Origin of the sequence: Glacieibacterium sp. (assembly GCF_965200405.1) — a bacterium.
Classification (GTDB): domain Bacteria; phylum Pseudomonadota; class Alphaproteobacteria; order Sphingomonadales; family Sphingomonadaceae; genus Glacieibacterium.
The window spans coordinates 223777-243652 of sequence record NZ_OZ241356.1 but is presented as its reverse complement, the minus strand read 5'-3'; the positions used below and the strand labels follow the sequence as shown (position 1 = coordinate 243652).

General features: G+C 66.9%; 21 protein-coding genes. 11 read left to right on the top strand and 10 right to left on the bottom strand.

The features are described 5' to 3' along the window. Together ACOFKW_RS01075 and ACOFKW_RS01070 are read right to left on the bottom strand one after the other, a co-directional pair. Entirely contained in the window at positions 1-1038 is a 1038-nt protein-coding gene (locus ACOFKW_RS01075) for a sensor histidine kinase (protein ID WP_419815503.1), read from the bottom strand. A 21-nt stretch (positions 1039-1059) separates the two neighbouring features. Continuing rightward, a complete protein-coding gene (locus ACOFKW_RS01070; RefSeq protein WP_419815502.1) occupies positions 1060-1227 on the bottom strand; it encodes a NepR family anti-sigma factor in 168 nt (55 codons plus the stop codon). 248 nt (positions 1228-1475) lie between these two features. Between ACOFKW_RS01070 and ACOFKW_RS01065 the strand changes: the two genes are divergently transcribed. From ACOFKW_RS01065 to ACOFKW_RS01055, 3 genes are all read left to right on the top strand, one after another. Next, positions 1476-2273, top strand: a complete 798-nt coding sequence (locus tag ACOFKW_RS01065; protein ID WP_419815501.1) for a response regulator — start codon at positions 1476-1478, stop codon at positions 2271-2273. 74 nt (positions 2274-2347) lie between these two features. Next, positions 2348-2488 carry a hypothetical protein gene (locus tag ACOFKW_RS01060; protein WP_419815500.1) on the top strand — a complete coding sequence of 47 codons (141 nt, stop codon included), beginning with the start codon at positions 2348-2350 and terminating at the stop codon, positions 2486-2488. A 17-nt stretch (positions 2489-2505) separates the two neighbouring features. Further along, the gene (locus ACOFKW_RS01055) at positions 2506-3285 is read left to right on the top strand and encodes a sigma-70 family RNA polymerase sigma factor (protein ID WP_419815499.1); all 780 of its coding nucleotides are present in this window, start codon (positions 2506-2508) and stop codon (positions 3283-3285) included. 204 nt (positions 3286-3489) lie between these two features. Here ACOFKW_RS01055 and ACOFKW_RS01050 read toward each other — a convergent pair whose 3' ends face one another. Next, a complete protein-coding gene (locus ACOFKW_RS01050) occupies positions 3490-4023 on the bottom strand; it encodes a PEPxxWA-CTERM sorting domain-containing protein (protein ID WP_419815498.1) in 534 nt (177 codons plus the stop codon). A 225-nt stretch (positions 4024-4248) separates the two neighbouring features. Here ACOFKW_RS01050 and ACOFKW_RS01045 point away from each other — a divergent pair, with 225 nt between their 5' ends. The 5 genes from ACOFKW_RS01045 (at position 4249) to xth (ending at position 10035) form a co-directional block, all read left to right on the top strand. Continuing rightward, positions 4249-6960 (top strand): bifunctional [glutamine synthetase] adenylyltransferase/[glutamine synthetase]-adenylyl-L-tyrosine phosphorylase, encoded by a 2712-nt coding sequence (locus ACOFKW_RS01045; protein ID WP_419815497.1) that lies wholly within the window; start codon positions 4249-4251, stop codon positions 6958-6960. Between the two features lie 8 nt (positions 6961-6968). Continuing rightward, positions 6969-7424: a peroxiredoxin gene (locus ACOFKW_RS01040; protein ID WP_419815496.1), complete on the top strand. Its 456-nt coding sequence runs from the start codon at positions 6969-6971 to the stop codon at positions 7422-7424. A gap of 209 nt (positions 7425-7633) precedes the next feature. Continuing rightward, positions 7634-8854 carry a peptidoglycan DD-metalloendopeptidase family protein gene (locus tag ACOFKW_RS01035; RefSeq protein WP_419815495.1) on the top strand — a complete coding sequence of 407 codons (1221 nt, stop codon included), beginning with the start codon at positions 7634-7636 and terminating at the stop codon, positions 8852-8854. A gap of 31 nt (positions 8855-8885) precedes the next feature. Then, positions 8886-9215 carry an iron-sulfur cluster insertion protein ErpA gene (gene erpA, locus ACOFKW_RS01030; RefSeq protein WP_419815494.1) on the top strand — a complete coding sequence of 110 codons (330 nt, stop codon included), beginning with the start codon at positions 8886-8888 and terminating at the stop codon, positions 9213-9215. 49 nt (positions 9216-9264) lie between these two features. Beyond that, on the top strand, positions 9265-10035 hold the full coding sequence (gene xth, locus ACOFKW_RS01025; RefSeq protein ID WP_419815493.1) for an exodeoxyribonuclease III: 771 nt from the start codon (positions 9265-9267) through the stop codon (positions 10033-10035). A gap of 200 nt (positions 10036-10235) precedes the next feature. Here the strand turns inward: xth and ACOFKW_RS01020 are convergent, their stop codons facing one another. The 4 genes from ACOFKW_RS01020 to lptF form a co-directional block, all read right to left on the bottom strand. Beyond that, positions 10236-11396, bottom strand: a complete 1161-nt coding sequence (locus tag ACOFKW_RS01020; protein WP_419815492.1) for an N-acetyltransferase — start codon at positions 11394-11396, stop codon at positions 10236-10238. 27 nt (positions 11397-11423) lie between these two features. Next, positions 11424-12170, bottom strand: coding sequence for a sterol desaturase family protein (locus ACOFKW_RS01015; RefSeq protein ID WP_419816994.1), 747 nt, complete (start codon positions 12168-12170; stop codon positions 11424-11426). 107 nt (positions 12171-12277) lie between these two features. Next, positions 12278-13360, bottom strand: a complete 1083-nt coding sequence (lptG, locus tag ACOFKW_RS01010) for an LPS export ABC transporter permease LptG (protein WP_419816993.1) — start codon at positions 13358-13360, stop codon at positions 12278-12280. A 5-nt stretch (positions 13361-13365) separates the two neighbouring features. Beyond that, on the bottom strand, positions 13366-14580 hold the full coding sequence (lptF, locus tag ACOFKW_RS01005; protein ID WP_419816992.1) for an LPS export ABC transporter permease LptF: 1215 nt from the start codon (positions 14578-14580) through the stop codon (positions 13366-13368). A gap of 148 nt (positions 14581-14728) precedes the next feature. Between lptF and ACOFKW_RS01000 the strand changes: the two genes are divergently transcribed. Genes ACOFKW_RS01000 through ACOFKW_RS00990 form a run of 3 tightly spaced genes read left to right on the top strand, consistent with a single transcriptional unit; the run spans position 14729 to position 17035 of the window. Beyond that, positions 14729-15166: a DUF2141 domain-containing protein gene (locus tag ACOFKW_RS01000; RefSeq protein ID WP_419815491.1), complete on the top strand. Its 438-nt coding sequence runs from the start codon at positions 14729-14731 to the stop codon at positions 15164-15166. A 5-nt stretch (positions 15167-15171) separates the two neighbouring features. Beyond that, a complete protein-coding gene (locus ACOFKW_RS00995) occupies positions 15172-16134 on the top strand; it encodes a diacylglycerol/lipid kinase family protein (protein ID WP_419816991.1) in 963 nt (320 codons plus the stop codon). After that, a complete protein-coding gene (locus ACOFKW_RS00990; protein WP_419815490.1) occupies positions 16124-17035 on the top strand; it encodes a hypothetical protein in 912 nt (303 codons plus the stop codon). Before ACOFKW_RS00995 ends, ACOFKW_RS00990 begins: the two co-directional genes overlap by 11 nt. On the opposite strand, the gene spt is transcribed toward ACOFKW_RS00990, so the two are convergent. The 3 genes from spt to ACOFKW_RS00975 all read right to left on the bottom strand — a co-directional run bounded on the left by spt (position 17032) and on the right by ACOFKW_RS00975 (position 19607). Further along, positions 17032-18231, bottom strand: coding sequence for a serine palmitoyltransferase (gene spt / locus ACOFKW_RS00985; RefSeq protein WP_419815489.1), 1200 nt, complete (start codon positions 18229-18231; stop codon positions 17032-17034). The genes ACOFKW_RS00990 and spt overlap by 4 nt on opposite strands. Continuing rightward, entirely contained in the window at positions 18228-18470 is a 243-nt protein-coding gene (locus tag ACOFKW_RS00980; RefSeq protein WP_419815488.1) for an acyl carrier protein, read from the bottom strand. Before ACOFKW_RS00980 ends, spt begins: the two co-directional genes overlap by 4 nt. 246 nt (positions 18471-18716) lie before the next feature. Then, positions 18717-19607, bottom strand: a complete 891-nt coding sequence (locus ACOFKW_RS00975; protein ID WP_419815487.1) for an NAD-dependent epimerase/dehydratase family protein — start codon at positions 19605-19607, stop codon at positions 18717-18719. Between the last annotated feature and the right edge of the window lie 269 nt (positions 19608-19876).

Below are 19876 nucleotides of genomic sequence, written 5' to 3'. Positions count from 1 at the left end.
TCAGGCTGCGGGCAGCGCGAATGTAATGCTGTAGCTGCCCGCAGCCGCGTCATGGCGTAGCGGGCAGCGCAGTTGCCGCGCCATGCCGTGGATGATGCGGCTGGCCGGGTCCTTGCTGCCCGGCGCCAGTCGGTCCTCGCCGACGAAAACGTCGCTGGTCACCGATAGCGTCGCATCCTGCTTGACGGCGCGGGCGGTGACGCTGGTGACCAGCGCATCCGGCGCGCTGCGACGGGCAGCGGCGCTGACCAGTTCGGTGATCAAGAATGCCAGCGGCACGGCGGTATCCTGGCCGACCGACAGGCGAGCGACGTCGCAGATCACACTGACAGTGATGTGCTCGCTCTGCGCTAGCCCCTGCTCGAGCGCCGCGCACAGATCGTTCGCCAGCGAGCGCAGGTCGACGCCCTGGCTGATCCCCGGAGTGTCCGATTCGTACATCCAGCGGTGGACGATCGCCAGCGCCGCGACCCGCGCTTGAACGGTCGCATAGGCGCGCGACACTTCACTGTTCGCAGTCTCGCGGCCCTGGATCGACAGAAGGCTGGAGACGATCTGCAGGTTGTTCTTGACCCGGTGGTGGACCTCCCGCGTCAGGCGCTTCTGCTCGTGCAGCGCACTTTGCAGCTCGGCCTCATGGCTGGCGATGCTGTCGGCCATGGTGTCGAATGCGGCGGCCAGTTCGGCGATCTCGCGGCTGAAAAACGGTTGGCTGCCAATTCGGGCGCTACCGTCGCCGGAGGTATAGCGCTCGACCCCGGCGCGCATCCGCGCCAGCGGCTCGACGATCAGGCGCGACGCAATGACCCAGCCGATGAACAATGCAGCCAGCCACATCACCATCGGCGCGGCGATCCCCAGGACCTGCGTCACGGTCAGGCTGTTGCCTGGGCGCAGGGCATCGAGCCGGCGGAAATTGCTGACCGCGACGATCGCCGCGAACACGCCGAGAGGCAGCAGCGTCAGCGCCAGCGACGCCATGACCTTCGCGGCAAGCGGCCAGTCGCGAAAGCGCGAACGCCGCGGGTCGCTTGTCAAGAAACGCTCCTGTCCATGGTGCTAGCCGAGCTTGCGTAGCAGGTCTTCGAACGCCTGGGGCAGGGGTTCGGCGGCAATCTCGTCAAAGACTTGGCGCAAACTGGCGCCGACCCGATTGGCCACATCGGTCCGACTGGCAGACCCGTCGGGTCGCGTCGGCTCATCGGTTGGCTGGTCAGGCACGAGCATCTTCGTCCTTGGGACAGCAGGATGGCGGCATCGGGACAGTCAGGATCGGAGTCAAGACGTACGAGAGTTGCGTCACTGCAGCGAGAGGGATACGCATCGAGCGTCGATCTAGGTGAGATTGTTTCAATCGGGAAACAAATATTTGGTTCATCTGTTCGATACCGAGCAGACCGTCTATGCGGTCCGCGCGTTACCGCCAGTAGGGCGTAAGTCCGGGGTCGTTCGACCCGCCGAGAGGGTTTTTATCAATGTCACTTGCCGCTGACATCGCACCACACCTGCCATATCTCCGCCGCTACGCCCGCGCCCTGACCGGTAGCCAGTCCAATGGCGATTCGTTCGTCCGGGCCAGCCTCGAGGCGATCGTCTCCAATCCGGCGGAGTTCCCGCGCGACGTCGACGCGCGCCTCGGCCTCTACCGCGTCTTCCACGCGATCTGGAGCAGCGCCAACGTCGAGGTGACGCCCGAGCCGCAGAATGCCGGCGCCATGGAGCGCATCGCCCAGGATCGCCTCGCCGCGATCACGCCGCTCTCGCGCCAGGCGCTGCTGCTGACTGCGATGGAAGGCTTCACCAACGAGGACGCCGCCTATCTGATCGACGCCCGCCCCGCCGATGTCGCATCGCTGGTCGCCGAAGCGCTGGCCGAGATCGACCGCCAGACCGCGACGCGCGTGCTGATCATCGAGGACGAGCCGATCATCGCCATGGATATCGAGGCGATCGTCCGCGACCTGGGCCACGAGGTGACCGGCATCGCCGTCACCCGCGACGAGGCTGCCGCGCTCGCCAAGGCCGACAAGCCGGGCCTGGTGCTCGCCGATATCCAGCTGGCCGACGGCAGCTCGGGCATCGACGCGGTCAAGGACATTCTCGGCGAGTTCTCGGTGCCGGTGATCTTCATCACGGCGTTCCCCGAGCGCCTGCTGACCGGCGAGCGGCCGGAGCCGACGTTCCTGATCACCAAGCCGTTCCAGCGCTCGACGGTCAAGGCCGCGATCGCACAGGCCCTGTTCTTCAATTCGACCGCCAGCTTCGCCGGCTGAGTCGATAGCGCGAGCCGTGGAACAGTGGCGGAAGGCTGCTCGTTACGTCGGCGTTAGATAATCGAGGAAGTGACGTGGACGAGGAAAAGACCGTACTGACCCCCACCGAGGCAAGTGGCGGGTCGACCAGCGGCGGCAAGGTCCGGCTGGTCCTGATCGTCTCGCTGGTCTTGATCGTGGTTGCGTTCGCCGCCATTTATCTGAGCCATAGCTGACCGATGAGGAATGATTGATGGCCGTGAGCCGCCACAAGGCCGTGCCGCGCACCAAGGCCGATCCGAACGCGATTCCGATCGCCACCGCGGCCAAGGACCTCGGCGCTTTTCTGCGCGTGGCGTTCGCGGAATCGTCGGAGCAGGCGCTGCCGGACATTTTCGAGCAGCTGCTGGCTCGTCTCGGTGCGGGCGAGGCACCGCCGCCGCCGCGTCCCGAGGCGCTGCCGGACAATGAGTTCAAGGTCCAGCTCGCTGCCGTGATCCCGCATCTGCGTGCTTTCGGTCGGTCGTTGTCGGGTTCGCGCGATCTCGCCGACGATCTGGTGCAGGAGACGCTGCTCAAGGCTTGGGCGGCGCGTGACCGCTTCCAGGCCGGCACCAACATGCGTGCCTGGACCTTCATCATCCTGCGCAACCTGTTCCTTAGCCAGATGCGGCGCTCGCGCTTTAAGGGTGAATGGGACGACTTCACCGCCGACAAGCTGCTCGCCATGCCGGCCGGGCAGGACCGCCAGATCGACCTGGCCGACCTGCAGCGCGGCCTGTTGCAGTTGCCACAGGCGCAGCGCGAGGCGCTGATCCTGGTCGGGGCGGGTGGCTTTGCCTATGAGGAAGCGGCCTCGATCTGCGATTGCGCCGTCGGCACGATCAAGTCTCGGGTCGCGCGCGGTCGTGCGGCGCTGGAGATCATTCTTAACGAAGGACTGCTGCCGTCGCGGCGGACGGATGCCCCGACGCATGGGGTATCGGCGTTGAACCAGATCATGGGGCAGGTGGATACGCTGGCACGCGGCTAGCGCAGGGCGGTAAACGCGCCCTATCGCGTTTCCCTCCCTGCGCGCGACACGCGCGCCAGCCGGCCGGCGGGTCAGCGCACCTCCCGCGCTCACCCGTCCGACGCGGCTTTGCCGCGGCCCCTTACTTTTTGATACTCACAGCCACCCACGAAAAAGGGCGGGCCGGGATCACTCCCCGCCCGCCCTCATTTCGTGACGTTCGCTTTAAGCGGCGAGCGCGCGGCTGCGGCGGCGAGCCGAAACGCCGACCATCGCAAAGCCGCCCAGGAGCATCGCCCAGGTGGCTGGCTCAGGCACGGCGGCCGAGATGTTGTCGATCTCGAAAGCGCGGTTGCTGCTGCTGAAGGAGACGGTGTTGACACCCTGTGCTGCCGAAAACACGAAGGTGGCGCGACCGGTGGCGACGCCGGATCCGGTGACGCTCTTGGTGAAGCCGTTGGCGCCCGTGAAGGTCACGGTGTTGTAGCTGTCGGGCGTACCCCAATCGAACGCGAAGTTCGTGAACGCGAAGGGGCTGGTGTAGGTCGCGACGCTGGTCGTGATGTTGCTGTTCGGCACGGCCAGGAACGACGTGCCGTTGACGGCAGCGGCGACGCCGGAAACGCCCTGGGCGAAGACCTGATAGTCGCCGGTGAAGCCAGGCGCTGTACCGTCGTTGAAGTCGATCGTGGTCGGCAACGCGCTGGCGACGCCTGCGGTGAGCAGGGCGGCGGCGACGGCAAGTGACTTGATGAACATGTAATAAGAACTCCCGAACTGGCCCCGATGCGAGGTCCTGTAAACTTCCTCGCAATGATTGTGCCAGTTTCTTAACTCATTGGAATCCAACGGTCGTTAAGGTTTCAACAGTCGTCAACTGTAAAGAAGCCTGACACTTTCGTTAACGAAACGAGGTTAACGCCGGAGGCACGCGGCGGCCACGAGGCTGGCGACAGCAGGCTCGCGGACTGGCACATAGGCACCATGTTTCCCACTCTCCCGCCGCTGGCACCGCCCCCCGAACTCGCCCGCCTGCTCGGCGCGCTGCCGCCGATGTCCGATCCGCTGGCGGCAGCGGTGGCGCACGCCTGGGTGCATGCGCCATTCCTGCGTGGACTGATCCGCAGCCGGCAGGCGGCAATGCAATGCCTGGTTGCCGACGGCGCCGATGCGGCACTGGCCCGCGCGACGGCGATAGCCCGCGACGAGGCCCAGCCGGTCGTCGAGCGCCTGCGCGCTGCCAAGGCAGAGGTTTCCCTGGTCACCGCGCTCGCCGACCTGTCCGGTGAATGGGGGCTGGAGCGCGTGACCGGCGCGCTGTCGGATTTCGCCGACCTGGCCCTCGATACCGCGATCGCGGCCGCCCTGGCCGAACGCGACGCGCCCAATGCCGGCTTCGTCGCGCTGGCGCTGGGCAAGCTCGGCAGCCACGAACTCAACTATTCCAGCGATGTCGACCTGATCCTGCTCTACGATCCCGCCGTCATCCCGTGCCGCCCGCGCGAGGATCACGCCGATGCCGCCGTCCGGATCGCGCGCCGCGTCGTTGCGATCATGCAGGACCGCGCCGGCGGCGGGTATGTGTTCCGCGTCGACCTGCGCCTGCGCCCGGCGTCGGAGATCACCCCGCTGGCGCTGCCGGTTGCCGCCGCCGAGCATTATTACCAGTCGGAGGCGCTGACCTGGGAGCGCACCGCCTTCATCCGCGCCCGCGCCTGTGCTGGCGACGTGGCGCTGGGCCGCTCGTTCCTGTCCGCCATCGCGCCGTTCGTCTGGCGTCGGAGCCTCGACTATACCGCGATCCGCGACATCCAGGCGGTGTCGCTGCGCATCCGCGATCACTTCGACGCGGGCCAGGCACTCGGCCCCGGCTTCGATCTCAAGCGCGGCCGTGGCGGCATCCGCGAGGTCGAGTTCTTCGCGCAACTGCATCAGCTTGTCTGGGGCGGCCGCGAGCCGAGCCTGCGCGCACCGGCGACACTCGATGCATTGACGGCACTGGCCGGCAGCGGCCGGATTCCCGTGGCCGAGGCGACCGAGCTGGCCGAATCCTACCGCACGCTGCGGGGCGTCGAGCACCGGCTCCAGATGCTCAACGACGAGCAGACCCACAGCATCCCGCCGCTCGCCCCGGACCGCACGGCGCTGGCCAAGCTGTGCGGCTATAGCGATTGGCGGTCGCTGGAGAAGCAGTTGCGCACCACCACCGCGCCGGTCGCGGCCGCCTTCGACCGGCTGATCGCCGAGGCGCGCGGCGGCACCCAGGCGCAGTTGCCGGTCGATCCCAAGGCCTTGCAGAAGCAGCTCGGCAAGGCCGGCGTCGCGCTGGTCCCGATGATCGCGCGCTGGCGGGCAGCGACCTACCGTGCCCTGCGCAGCGAGCCGGCGCGGGCGTCGTTCGAGGCGCTGCTACCCAGTCTTGCCGCCAGCCTGTCCGCTGCCCCCGACGTCGCCCACGCCGCGGCGCGCTTCGAAAGTTTCCTCGCCCAGCTGCCGGCGGGGGTGCAGTTCTTCGCCTTGCTGGAGGCCAATCCACGGCTGGTGCCGCTGCTCGGGCGCCTGCTCGGGCTGGCGCCGGTGCTCGCCGATGCACTGGCGCGGCAGCCGGCGCTGTTCGACGTGCTGCTCGGCGACGACGCCTTTCTGCCGCTGCCCGATGCCGCGGCGCTCCATGCCGAACTGGTCAGCCTGACCGGCGGCGCGCGCGACATGCAGGAGGTTCTCGACCGCGTCCGCCGCTGGACCGGCGAGCGGCGTTTCCAGCTCGGTGCCCAGCTGATCGAGGCGCAGGCCGATCCGCTGCAGGTGGCGCGCGACCTCAGCAACCTCGCCGATGCGGCGCTCGGCGTGCTGGTCGAGGCAACGACGCGCGAGTTCGAGCTGCTGCACGGCAGGGTCGCGGGCGGTGCGCTGATCGTTCTCGGCTTCGGGCGCTACGGCGGCCAGGCGCTGACCCACGCCTCCGACCTCGACCTGGTGATGCTGTTCAGCGGTAGCCACGAGACGGTGTCCGACGGGACCAAGCCATTGGCGGCGACGGTCTATTTCAACCGGCTGGCGGCGCGCGTCACCGCTGCGCTGTCGGTGCCGACCGCAGCGGGCGCGCTGTACGAGGTCGATACCCGGCTGCGGCCGTTCGGCGCCAAGGGGCTGCTCGCGGTCAGCCTCGACAGCTTTGCCCGCTACCAGTCGGACGAGGCCGAGGCTTGGGAGCATATGGCGCTGACCCGGGCGCGCGTCGTCGCCGGTGACGCGGCCGCTGCGCAGGCGGTCATCGACGCGGTCCTGCACCAGCCGCCGGGACCAAAGCTTTGCGCCGACGTGCTGGCGATGCGCGCCGATATCGCCGCCGCCAAGCCGCCGAAGGGGAAGTGGGACGTCAAGCTATCGCCCGGCGGGCTGGTCGATCTGGAGTTCATCATCCATTTCCTCCAGCTCCGCGACCGCGCCGCGCTGACCCCCGACCTGGGCACGGCGGTGCGCGAGCTGCGGCCCGACCTGACCGCCGATCACGACCTGCTGACCCGGACGCTGGTGACGCTGCGCCTCGTCGCTCCGGACGGCGGCGCACCGGCGACGGCGGCGCAGGCGTTGCTCGGTGCGGTCAATCATGTCGACGACATCGAGGCCGCGCTGGGACTCGCCAAGACGCGGGTGATTGCGGCATGGAGCGAGGTCTTCGGCACCAGGCGTTAGGAACCATCATGGCTATCGACACCGGCGACACCGCCCCCGCACTCGACCTCGCGACCGATGCAGGCGGCCGCACCGATATCAAGGGCAGGACCGCTGTGGTCTATTTCTATCCCAAGGACGATACGTCGGGCTGCACCGCCGAGGCGATCGCCTTTACCGGACTGGGCGCCGAGTTCGCCGCAGCGGGTGTCGAGGTGATCGGCGTATCGAAGGACTCGCTGGCGGCACATGGCAAGTTCCGTACCAAGCACGACCTCGGCGTGACCCTCGCTTCCGACCCCGACGGTGTCGCCTGCGAGGCCTGGGGCGTGTGGGTCGAAAAGAGCATGTATGGCCGCAAATACATGGGGATAGAGCGCGCCACCTTCCTCGTCGGCAGCGATGGCAAGGTCGTCCGCGCTTGGCACAAGGTCAAGGTGCCGGGCCATGCCGCCGAGGTGCTGACTGCTGCCAAAGCACTGTAAGATTAGTTGATTCGAGCCGTTGCACGAACGAACCGGCATTTGGTTGCACGAAATCGTACAGCTGAACGGATATTCATCAACTCGCCGCAACATGCGGGCGCTTGGTCCGCGGTGGCCGATGCGTCGCTTGCCGCAGGTCGCCGCGGATGCTCAACAGGGTCACCGGCAGGTCAGCCGGCATTCGTTTCGGGCTTCGGGGATTTAACTCAGTGCAACGTCTTGATGCCGCCTGGCATAGCCTAGCGACACGCGCCGCCGCACGCTTTCCGGAGCAGGTTTTCGTCTGGCACCGCGACCGCGGCACCAGCACCTTCAGGCTAAGGACGCGCGAGCAGATCATGGCATTGGGTGGAGCAGCATTGATCGCGGGCTGGCTGGGCGTCACCGCCTCGGGCCTGCAGGGACAGGACGCCGAACTGGCCGCAAAGCAGGCGGAACTCGCCCGCCTGCAGAGCCAGGTCGTCTCGCTCCAGCAGGACAGCGCCGCGCTCAAGGGCAATGTCGCCGCCACCGCAGCACGCATCGAAGGTCGCCAGGCGTTCCTCGCCGGCCTGCTCGGCGGCAAGGGCAACCTGAAGGCGCTCGCCGACATGATGCCCCGCCAGGTCGCCAGCATGGACTCGGTCACCGACGCCGCGCTCGAGCCGTTCCGCAAGGTCGAGACCGCCCAGCTCGCTTTCGTCGACAAGGCCACCGGCGCCGCCCAGGCCCGCCTCAAGGACACCCAGTCTCTGCTACGCCGCCTCGGCCTCGATCCCGATCGCTTCGTCGCCCAGTCCGACGTTGCCCAGGGCGCCGCGATGGGCGGACCCTATGTCCCCGTCGCCGCCCCCGCCGATGCCGAGCCGCGCTTCAAGAGCCTGTTCCTCAGCTGGAAGAAGCTCGCGGCGCTGGAGAGCGCGATGTCGTCGGTGCCGTCGTACATGCCGGTCAAGACGTTCACCTACACCTCGGGCTTCGGCACTCGCTACGACCCGTTCAACGGCAACACCGCGATGCACGCCGGTCTCGACATGGCAGGCTCCTATGGCGAGCCGGTCTATGCCGCCGCCGAGGGTATCGTCGACACCGCCGCCAAGTCCGGCGCTTACGGCAACCTCGTCCAGGTCGAGCACGGCAAGGGCATCGCCACCCGCTATGGCCACCTGTCCGCCATCCTGGTGCACCCGGGCGAGCATGTCAGCCAGGGCCAGCTGATCGCCCGCATGGGTTCGACCGGCCGCTCGACGGGCACCCACCTGCACTTCGAGGTTCGCCTCGATGGGCGCGCCGTCAACCCGCGCCCCTATCTCGACGCCTCCGCCTTCATGCTCGCGGCGCAGAGCCGTGGCGCAGCCGAAGTCCAGGGCCCGGTCGAGGCGACGCTGGTCAACGACGACGCCACCACGACCTACAGCATCGGCGGCATGACCCGTATCTCGCTGAATTGAAGTTGGCCGCCATCACGCTTATGTTGACGTGATGACAGCCCCAATGTTGATGCCCGCCGCCGCCGCCCGCGTCGCTGCAATCGCGGCACGCCAGGGCAAGCCCGGCCTCAAGCTCCGTCTAGCCGTCGATGGGGGCGGTTGCGCCGGCTTCCAGTACCGCTTCGGCCTGGAGAGCGATGCCGCGGCCGACGACCTCGTGACCGAGACCGACGGCGTCACCATGCTGGTCGATCCGGTCAGCCTGCCTTTCCTCGACGGCGCACAGGTCGATTTTGTCGAGAAGATCGGCGCCGCGGCGTTCGAGGTGAAGAACCCCAACGCGACTAGTGGCTGCGGCTGCGGCACCAGCTTCTCGATCTGAGCCGAAGCTTCGTGGTTTGACGTAACCCGGCACGGCGCTACACAGCGGCATGCGGATCGCGACCTTCAACATCAACGGTATCGGCGCGCGACTGCCGCGCCTTCTCGACTGGCTGGCGGAGACGCAGCCCGATGTCGCCTGCCTGCAGGAAATCAAGACACAGGACGAGAGCTTCCCGGTCGCGGCGTTGAACGACGCCGGCTACCACTGCCTCATCCACGGCCAGAAGGGCTTCAACGGCGTCGCGATCCTGTCCAAGGTACCCGCCACCGAGACCGGGCGCGGCCTGCGCGGTGATCCGGAGGATCTGCATGCCCGTTATATCGAGGCGGAGGTCGAGGGCGTCACCATCGCCTCGATCTACCTGCCCAACGGCAACCCCCAGCCGGGACCCAAGTTCGACTACAAGCTGCGCTGGATGGCGCGGCTGGAAGAACATGCCGCCGCGTTGCTGGCGAGCGAGAAGCCGGTGGTGCTGGCCGGCGACTATAACGTCATCCCGACTGCCGAGGACGTGTTCAGCGAGCCGGCGATGGGCAATGACGCGCTGGTCCAGCCGGAGACCCGCGCCGCTTTCCGCCGCCTGATGTTCCAGGGTTGGACCGACGCCATCCGTGCCGTGCAGCCGAGCGGCCCGGCCTATACCTTCTGGGATTACCAGGCCGGCGCGTGGCCGCGCGACCTCGGGCTGCGCATCGACCATCTGCTGCTGTCGCCGGGCCTTGCCGACCGCTTGATAGACGCGGGCATCGACCGGACCGTTCGCGCCGGTGAACGGGCAAGCGACCATGTCCCGGTGTGGATCGTCGTTCGCACCTGACGTGCGCCACGCCGCGTCACGATTCGACTTTCCTACAGCCTAACCGATCCGGTACATCCTGCGCGTCGAGTCGACTGTGACTGCCGAACCGACGCGCTCTTTCTCATCCGCCACCGTTTCACGGCGGCGATCATCACGACCCGAGGCCCGCCGCGTCATTGGCGGCGCGACCAGCGAAGATCACGTTTATGGTGTGATGTTTAGTGAACTTCCGCCGACAGCGGCTTCTCGTAGACCCGGTAGGTCCGCGTGATTTCCGCACCGATAACCTCGGCGATCGAGCGCATCGGGCCATTGTCCTCGAGGATCCAGCCGATCTCGCCGCGCTTCGCACCATAGACGTCACGCGCTGCACGGCGGATGTATTCGATCAGCACGAACGCCACCATCGACGCCATGCGGGTGCCCTGGAGCGACTTGCGAACGCCCATCAATGGCACGCGGATACGATTGACCTTGGGTTTGCGCAGCCGCCACAACAGCTTGGCCCAACCGAACGGGAACAGCTTGCCGTTGAGGTCGCCCATCAACTCGTTGAGGTCGGGCAGCGAGATCATGAACGCCACTGGCACGCCGTCGAGCTCGGCGATGCGGATCATGTCCTCATAGACGATCGGCTTCAGCTTCTTGCCGACGTGCGCGACCTCGTGCGGGGTCAACGGCACGAAGCCCCAGTTGGTCGACCAGGCATCGTTGAGGATATCGAGGATCAGCGCGGCCTCGTTGGCGAAGTCCTTCTTGACGACCTCGCGGATGCGGATGCGCGGATTCTTCTCGCCCATCGCGACGATGCGCTGGACGGTGTCGGGGAAGGGGTGCGTGATCTGCACCTCCCAGGTGTGCATGTCCTTGATGCCAACGTAGCCGCGAGCTTCGATAAGCTTGGAGTACCAGCTGCGATGATGCGCCATCATCACCGTCGGCGGGGTGCCGAAGCCGGCCACCATGACGCCGGGCTCGTCCCAGATCGACAGGCTGAACGGACCCTGCGCGCGGGTCATGCCGCGGGCACGCAGCCAGTTCTCGGCGGTCGACAGCAGCAGGTCGGCGACCGCCTGGTCGTCGATGCACTCGAACATGCCCCAATGGCCGGTGCCGGCGCCCATATACTGCAGCACCAACTGGTCGACTTGAGCAGAGATACGGCCGACCGCGGTGTCGCCGCGATAAACCATCCAGAACGCGGCTTCGGCGTGCTCGAACCAGGGGTTGGTCTTGGCGCCGTCGATCAGCTCGCGCATCTCCGACTTGAGCGGCGCGCGCCAGTCGGGATCGTCGGCGTAGATGGTGAACTGCAGCTCGACGAACGCCTGTCGCTGCTTGGGGGTAAGGACTTCGATAAGCCGCAGTTGATCAGCCACTAAACGACGCGCCCCCCGGAGTTGATTCTACGCTGCCTTACGTTGGCGCGGATGACCCTTGGCCACACCGCCCGACATCTCGCTGACCCACGGATAGACCTGCGCAACCTCGTCGGTATAGCCCAGGTTAAACACCGTCGCCGACTTCACCGGGCGCTGCTCGCGCTCGTAGAAGGTGCCGAACGCCTTGTCCCAGGCGAAGTTGGTGATGCCGAAATTGCCGCTCTCGTCATGGAAGTGATGCGCCATGTGACGCGCCTTCATCAGCGCCAGGACCTTGTTCTTGGGCTTGTACGACAGGTGCTGGATGCAGTGGCAGAACTCGTAGAAGCAGGTCGTCAGCAGCCCGGCGCACAGCGCGATCGCCGCACCGCCGACACCGCCGACCAGCCAGCCGAACGGCAGCGTCATCAGCACGATCGGGGGCAGCGTCGTGTATAGCGCGCCGAACAGGATCTCGAGGTGGTTCGGATCCTGGTGGTGGTCGTAATGCACGCGCTTCCAGGTCTTGGCGGTCAGCGGCGACTTGAACATCCACTGACCGTGCAGGACATAGCGGTGCAGCCCGTACCAGACCAGCGGGTAGACCAGCACCGCGAAGCCGGCCGCGACCAGCCCCTGGATCAGGGTCGGCGGATACATCACCGCGACCACCGCCGCGACGACGGCAAGCGCCAGATAGGCCTGGATCGCATAATATTGGAAGTAGGCGACGACCAGCTGGCGCAGGCTCATCTTGTTGAGATAATGCGAGCGCTTCCAGATGCCGGGCATGGGCAATGACACAGCCACCGGGTGTTCTCCGATTGATTGACGCAGCAGTTACGAACGCAATGCGGCGGATTTAGGACTCCGCTAACGCAATTACACCGGGTGCGGCATCATTCCTCGGTCCGGAACAGCACGGTTTCGCCGATCAGGAAGAACAGCACGAACGGCGCCCAGGCCGCAAGTACCGGCGGCACAGTCCCGAAATTGCCCATTGCCGACATGAAGTTGTCCGCCACGAAGAAGGCGAAACCCAGGAACATGCCGATCACCGCACGGACGAACAGCCGGCCCGATCGGGCCAGCCCGAACGCCGCCACGGCGCCGAGCAGAGGCATCAGCATCGCCGACAGGGGCCCGGAAATCTTGTGGTTGGCCGAGGCGACCAGGGCATCGACGTTACGTCCGGCGTCGCGCTGCTCACCGATTTCGTCGATCAGGTCCCAGAATGGCACATGGCTGGGGTCGACGCTGACGGTGGTGAATTGCTGGGCGGTGACCGCGCTTGGGAAAGCCAGTTGGGCATTGGCGGTCTCGACGCCGCGCGCCACGTCGAAGCTGCGCGCCCCGGTCAGCGTCCATCCGCCGGTCGCCGGCACCGCGGACGTCGCCCGGACGACGCGCACCAGGCGGTTGCCCGACCGGTCATAGATGGTGACGCCGTGCAGCGTCGTCGTGCCGCCACCGCCACTGACGGTGTCGGCGTGGAACAGGTCGTCGCCTCCGCGCACCCATTGCTCCGCCACCGTCGCATCGCCGGCCGGGCCACGCTTGTATTCGGCGGCCTGCCAGACATCGAGGGCTGCATTGGCGCGGACCGTGACGCGCTCGTTGAAGGCGAAGTTGACGACCGAGATGCCCAGCGCGGCGATGACCAGCGGCGACAGGATCTGGTGGGCGGAGATGCCCGCGGACTTGAAGATCACCACTTCGCTATTCTGGTTGAGCGTCGCCAAAGTCACCAGCGTGCCCAGCAGTACCGAGAACGGCAGGAACAGCTGGATCAGCTGCGGCACCCGCAGCGCGACATAGTGCCAGAGCTCGGCATCGCCGTTGCCGGCGGCCGCCAGGATACGGCTCGATTCGCCGAGCAGGTCGAGCGTCTCGAGGATCAGCACCAACCCGCCCAGGAAGGCGAGGGTGCGGATGAGGAACATCTTCGCCGTGTACCAGGCGATCGTCTTGGACGGGAACATGACGGTCAACCAGCCGACAGCGCGTCGTTGCGATAGGGCTCGCGGCGCTGCATGGCCTTGCCGATCAGGCTGGCAATCTTGGCGAACCAGCGGTCGAGGAAGCCGATCGGCTGCCCGCCGGGTCGATAGGCGAGGGTGTAGTACAGCCACAGGCACAGCGCCGCGAACAGGGTGAACGGCACCCACTGCGCCAGCACGGGATCGACCCTGCCGATGCTGCCCATGCGCTCGCCGTACTCCGTCAGCTTGTGATAGGTGACCAGCAGCACGATCGCGACAAAGACACCCAGTGCCGACGTCGAGCGCTTGGGTGGCACCGCCAGTGCCACCGCCAGGAACGGCAGCAGGAACATCACGACGCACTGGACGATACGCCGGTTCAGCGTCGCCGCGGACTGGAGCTTGTCGCTGCGCGTTGAGTCGGCAGCGCGGTCGACACGCGCCAGCTCGGGCAGTGTCAGCTCCATGTTGCGATCGCCGCGCGCCCGGAAGGCGCCCATGGTCGGCAGGTTGATCGGCAAGTCATGCTGCTCGAACGACAACACGCGAGGGAGGGTCGTCGCGTTGTTGCTATGCACCAGCGTGCCGTGGTGGAGTCGCAGCAGAATGACATCGGGGTCGTCGGTCGCGAGGAAGGTGCCGCTATCGGCAGTGACGGCCAGCGCCTTGCCATCGGCAGCTTGGGCACGGACGAACAGCCCGGACAGGTCACGGCCCTTGTTGCGGCTGCTCTCGACTCGCAGCGTCATGCCCTTGCCGAGCTTGGCGAACTCCCCGACCTTGATACTGGCGCCCAGTGCACCGGAGCGCAGCTCGAAGCGCAGGCCCTCATAGGCATAGTGCGAATAAGGCTGGAGGAAGCCGACGATGCCGACGTTGACGATCGCGAACAGCAGCGCGAACATCATCGGCACGCGCAGCATCCGATTGTAGCTGATGCCGACGGCCCGGAGCGCGTCGAGCTCGCTCGACAGTGCCAGCGAGCGGAACGCCAGCAGGATGCCGAGCATCACGCCGATCGGGATGCCCAGGCTGAGGTATTCCGGAATGAGATTGCCGAGCATCCGCCAGACCACGGACACCGGTCCGCCCTCGTTCATGACGAAGTCGAACAGCTTGAGCATCTTGTCGAGCAGCAGCAACATGGCCGCGATCGTCAGGCACGAGATCAGCGGCACCAGGATAAGGCGCGCGAGATAACGGTCGAAGCGCGTGAGCAATCCCAAGTGCTGCCGTCCCTCGGCCAAATTTTAGCCTCACATGGGGACCATGGAAGGGGTGCGTGATGCGTGCCGTCCTATAGCGGCGCGCGATCGGAAGGTCATCGATAAAGTGAGAGTGTTGCGGCTGGCTTGCTTGAACGTCGCGATGCTGCTGGCCATGCCGGTTGCCTCGGGCGCTGCGATTACCGGTCCCGACGTCGCGGCCTGTGCGGCCGGGGCGCGTGGTTCGGCGCTGCTGGTCCGGGTCAGCGGCTTCAAGGACCGCGTCGGATTGCTGCGCATCTCGACCTATCCTGCGACCGATGCCGATTGGCTGGTCAAGGGTCGCTACACCAAGCGCATCGACATGCCGGTGCCTTCGGCTGGGGATGCCGAGGTCTGTGTCGGGCTTGTGGGTGCGGGGCACTACGCCGTCGCGGTGCTGCACGATCGGAACGGTGACCATCATGCCAACATATTCCGCGACGGTGGCGGCTTCTCGAACAATCCCAGCCTGGGTTTCTCCAAGCCGGCGGTCGACAAGGTCGCCTTCGCGGCGGGCCTTGGCATCACGCAGGTCCCGATCACGTTGAAGTACCTGTGAGCGCCATGCCCGTCATCGCGCTGCTGTCGAACCCGCGTTCGACCGGCAACCTGGCGATCCTGCCGCAGGTGCGCAGCTTCGTCGCGGCGCATCCCAACATCTTCCATTACGAAGTCGACAGCATCGACGAGGTGCCCGAGGCGCTGCGGACCATCGCCCGGATGAAGCCGGTGGTACTGGCGATCAACGGCGGCGACGGTACGGTGCAAAAGGCACTGACCGAGATGCACTTGGGCGGCCATTTCGGCGGCACAATCCCGCCGGTCGCGGTGTTGCCGAACGGCAAGACCAACCTGATCGCGCTCGATCTCGGCGCACACGGCGATGCGCTCGGGGCGCTGCGCCAGCTGCTGCGGATTGCCGAGGAGGGCATGGACCCGCACGTCGTCAACCGCCAGCTGATCGCGCTGACCGACGGTGTCGCGGGCAGCCGCCCGGTGCTGGGCATGTTCCTCGGCGGCGCCGGGCTGGCCGAGATCATCCTGTTCTGCCGCAACCGCATCTACCCGCTCGGCCTGCCCAACTGGCTGAGCCATTTCCTGGCGGCGGTGGCGCTGGTGTTCGGCGTGCTGCTGGGCATCCGCACCGACTGGCTGCCGGAAAAGCAGCCGCGGATGCGCCTGACCCGTGGCGACGGACGGCAGGAGGGCAATTTCCTGCTGGTCATGGTGACGACGCTCGAACGCATCGCGCTCAACATCAGGCCGGGCAAGTTCGGCGGGGCCCTGCGGATGATGGCGATCGAGCAGAACCCGATCACGCTGATCCGCATCGCTTTCGAGGTCATCATCGGGAGGCTCGGCCATCATTCGATCGGTGGGCTGCACCTGCAGGGTGGCGACGTCATTCGCATCGAGGGCGGACGGCCGAGCGTAGTCATGGACGGCGAGATCTTCCAGGCAGCCAACGGCGGGTCGATCGTGCTGACCACCACCGCGCCGGTGTCCTTCGTGCGCCTTGCTGCGTGAGCTAGTCGCCGCCGAACTGGCGGTTGCGGTCCAGCCGGAGGTCGCGGCATTCGCGGCGGAGATTGCGGGTCGGTTCGGGGCGGCGGCGCGGGCGGTGCTGTTTTACGGCTCATGCCTGCGGGAGGCGCGCCTCGACGGGCTGATGCTCGATTTCTACCTCATAGTCTCGGACTATGACGCGGCCTATGGCGGCGACTGGCAGGCACGGGCTAATCGGCTGGTGCCGCCCAACGTCTATCAGGCGACGCACGGCGGCCTGCGCGCCAAATTCGCGGTGCTGAGCAGCGCCGACTTTGCGCGACTCTGCAGCGCCGCGACGCGCAATCCTTCGGTCTGGGCACGGTTCGCGCAGCCGTCGCGGCTGGCCTGGGAGTCGGACGAGGCTGCCCGAGATGCCGCGATCGCGGCCGTTAGTGGTGCTGCGCCTGCCTTGCTCGCCGCCGCCGCACCGATGCTGCCAGCCAGCCTCACCGTCGACGCATTGTGGACCGGAGCGTTTGCGCTGACCTTCGCCGCCGAGCTACGCTCCGAGAAGGTCGGGCGCGGCATCGGGATCGTCGCGTCGGATCCGGACCGCTACCGCGCGTTCACCAGTCCCGCGCTGCAGGCAGCCGGGATCGACGCTCAGGTCAACGGCGACCAGGTTCGGATCGACGCTGCTCTCGATCGCGCCCATGCTCCCGCCGCATGGGTGCGCCGTCGACGCGAGGGCAAGCTGCTTTCCGCCGCGCGACTGGCCAAGGCGGCGTTCACCTTCGATGGCGGCCTCGACTATCTGGCATGGAAGATCGAGCGCCACGCCGGGGTGCCGGTCCCGGTCAAGCCGTGGCAGCGCCGCTGGCCGTTGATCGGCGGGCTGGTCCTGCTCCCCCGGCTGCTCGCCCGGGGCGCGGTCCGCTAGAACAGACCAACCTCGGTCGCTGCGTCGCGGAACGCCGCCAGGATCGTCGAGATCTGCTCCATCGTATGCTCAGCGCACAGCGAGCAGCGCAGCAGATACGTCCCCATCGGCGTCGCCGGTGGCCTTGCGAAATTGACATAGACACCGCGCTCCAGCAGCGCCTGCCACATGCGGACGGTGGTCTCCTGATCGGGCATCATCACTGCGATGATTGCGCTCTGCGCCTCGGGCGTGCCCAGAGTGAAGCCCAGTTCGCGCAGGCCGCCGTGCATCGCGCGGGTATTTTCCCACAGATGCTGGCGCTTGTTGCCGCCGTGCATCAGCTTGCGGATCGACGTGGCAGACGAGGCCATCACGGTCGGCGGCAGCGCGGCGGTGAACACATAAGGCCGGCAGACCAGCCGCAGCGCCTCGAACTTGGGATGGTTCGACACGCAGAAACCGCCGACCGTGCCGACCGACTTGGAGAAGGTGCCGATGATGAAATCGACCTGGTCCTCGACGCCCGCAGCTTCGGTCACGCCGCGGCCGTGATCGCCGAAAAAGCCCATAGCGTGCGCTTCGTCGACCAGCACCATCGCGCCGGCAGCCTTGGCGACCGCGACCATCTCGGCCAGCGGCGCGATGTCGCCGAGCATCGAATAGACGCCCTCCAGCACCACCAGCTTGCCGGCCTCGGCGGGCAGGCGGCCCAGGCGCTTGGCCAGATCCTCGACGCTGTTGTGGCGGAAGCGCACGATATCGGCGTTGCCCATCGCGCAGCCGTCGTAGATCGAGGCATGGCTATCGGCGTCGAGCACGACGTAATCGCCGCGCCCCGCCAGTGTCGAGACGACGCCCAGATTAGCCTGGTAGCCGGTCGAAAACACCATCGCATACTTGGTGCCATAGAACTCGCACAGCGCCGCTTCGCAGTCCTTGTGGCTGGCGTAGGTGCCGTTGAGCACCCGGCTGCCGGTCGTGCCCGCGCCGAAATCGCGCAGCGCCGCCTCGCCCGACGCGATCACGTCGGGGTCGAAGGTCATTCCCATGTAATTGTACGTGCCGACCAGAATCGTCTCGCGGCCGCTGATGATGGCGCGCGTCGGCGACAGCACCTCCGTCATCACCACACCGACGGGATCGCGGGCACCGGTGTCGAGCAGCGCCTGGCGCTCGGCGACGATGCCGTCGAACTTGTCGAGAAGATCGATCACTTGGTCAGCTTCGCCACAGCGTCGGCGACCTGGCCGATGGTTTCCAGCTCGGGCAGCATGTTGAGCGGCAGCACGATGTCCCACTCGTCCTCGATGTTGGCGACAAGGTCCATCACGGTCAGCGAATCCATCTCGAGATCGTCGGCGAAACTCGTCGTCTCGACCAGCGGGATGGCTTTCTTGTTCAAGGGTTCGATCAACGCGAGGATGCGTGCGAAGATCGCGGAACGGTCGGTCATTCAAGGCTCCTGAAGCGATTTCGCTGTTGCCAAGACAAAATGGCCAAAGCGGGGCCGGGGGTGTTGTGGCGGATCGGCGCGGGGCGTCTCGCAACGCGTGAGAGCAAGTGATTCCTCCGGTTCGTCATCCCGGCGAAGGCCGGGCCCCCTCATCCCGAATCTTCGTCGGCAGGGTCGATCGGTCGAGCATCATTGCTGGGTTCGTGGCGAATAGGTCCCGGCCTTCGCCGGGATGACGACTATAGATTACAGCCAACCTTGCGCCCGATACCACGCCGCCGCGGCCGCGGTGCCGCTGGCGAGATCGACCTGCGGCGCCCATAGCCCGGCGAGGTTATCCCCCCGCACCACCCAGTCCGGATGCGCGAGGTAGCGCGCCCGTTCGAAGCTGAGGCGGGGCAGGTGGCCGCGTAGCCGCGACTGGGCGGTGTCGATCGCCGCGGCGAACGCCATCCCCGCCGCGGGTACGCGGATCATCCGCAGCCGTCGTCCTACAGCCTCACCGATGATGCGCGACAGTGTCGCATGGTCGACAGGCGTGCCGTCGTCGACCTCGTGGATTGCGAATGTCGGCGGCGCTGCAGCGAGGGCGAGCAGTGCGCGGCACAGGTCGGACACTTCGATCATCGATACACGCCCGGCCCAGGGGGTCAGCGCGAAGCCACGCGCTGCTAGTTGAAACAGCGCGAGTGTCTCGCGGTCGCCGGGGCCATAGACACCTGGCGGGCGTATGATCGACCAGTCGAGGTCGGAGGACTCGACCAGCGCCTCGGAGGCGAGCTTGCTCGCGCCGTAGCTCGAGAGCTGCGGCTCACGCGCGGCCAGCGAAGAGACATGGACGAAGCGGCGGACGTTCGCGGCTCGCGCGGCGGACAGCATCGACGCCGTCCCGGCGACGTTGCCCGCGTCGAATTCGGCGCGGGTGCGGGCGTTGATGACGCCGGCGATGTGGACGACTGCATCGGCGCCGGCGCACAGGTCGGCCGGCTCGGCGAGGGTGCCGGGGATCCAGGTAACGCCGGACTGGGGGGCCTGCGTCGAGCGGGCAAGGGCACGGACCTCATGGCCCGCTTCGACCGCGATGCGCAGGAAGTGGCGCCCGACGAAGCCGGTCCCGCCAGTGACAGCGAGGATCACTTACTGCTCCCTCCCCCCCGGCGCAGCCGAGAGTGGGGAGGGCCGGGGTGGGGGCGCCTCTTGGCGTCCCTCTGTCTGCGCGAAAGAGCTGCCACCCCGGCCCTCCCCCCTCTCCGTTCGCTACGCTCTCGGGAGGGGAGGGGGCATGAAAAGAAGGCGCGGATGCTTGATCCCGTCACCCCGGCGCAGGCCGGGGCCCATTCGACAAGCTGGTGGCGAGGCGCAGGCAAAACGTCGAACGGCTCGCCGAATGGGCCCCGGCCTGCGCC

Bases quoted from the DNA above. Each gene is read 5' to 3' on its own strand.
- ACOFKW_RS01070 (WP_419815502.1), bottom strand. From the start codon at position 1,227: ATGCTCGTGCCTGACCAGCCAACCGATGAGCCGACGCGACCCGACGGG.
- ACOFKW_RS01065 (WP_419815501.1), top strand. From the start codon at position 1,476: ATGTCACTTGCCGCTGACATCGCACCACACCTGCCATATCTCCGCCGC.
- ACOFKW_RS01055 (WP_419815499.1), top strand. From the start codon at position 2,506: ATGGCCGTGAGCCGCCACAAGGCCGTGCCGCGCACCAAGGCCGATCCG.
- ACOFKW_RS01050 (WP_419815498.1), bottom strand. From the start codon at position 4,023: ATGTTCATCAAGTCACTTGCCGTCGCCGCCGCCCTGCTCACCGCAGGC.
- ACOFKW_RS01045 (WP_419815497.1), top strand. From the start codon at position 4,249: ATGTTTCCCACTCTCCCGCCGCTGGCACCGCCCCCCGAACTCGCCCGC.
- ACOFKW_RS01040 (WP_419815496.1), top strand. From the start codon at position 6,969: ATGGCTATCGACACCGGCGACACCGCCCCCGCACTCGACCTCGCGACC.
- erpA (WP_419815494.1), top strand. From the start codon at position 8,886: ATGACAGCCCCAATGTTGATGCCCGCCGCCGCCGCCCGCGTCGCTGCA.
- xth (WP_419815493.1), top strand. From the start codon at position 9,265: ATGCGGATCGCGACCTTCAACATCAACGGTATCGGCGCGCGACTGCCG.
- ACOFKW_RS01015 (WP_419816994.1), bottom strand. From the start codon at position 12,170: ATGCCCGGCATCTGGAAGCGCTCGCATTATCTCAACAAGATGAGCCTG.
- lptG (WP_419816993.1), bottom strand. From the start codon at position 13,360: ATGTTCCCGTCCAAGACGATCGCCTGGTACACGGCGAAGATGTTCCTC.
- ACOFKW_RS01000 (WP_419815491.1), top strand. From the start codon at position 14,729: ATGCTGCTGGCCATGCCGGTTGCCTCGGGCGCTGCGATTACCGGTCCC.
- ACOFKW_RS00995 (WP_419816991.1), top strand. From the start codon at position 15,172: ATGCCCGTCATCGCGCTGCTGTCGAACCCGCGTTCGACCGGCAACCTG.
- ACOFKW_RS00980 (WP_419815488.1), bottom strand. From the start codon at position 18,470: ATGACCGACCGTTCCGCGATCTTCGCACGCATCCTCGCGTTGATCGAA.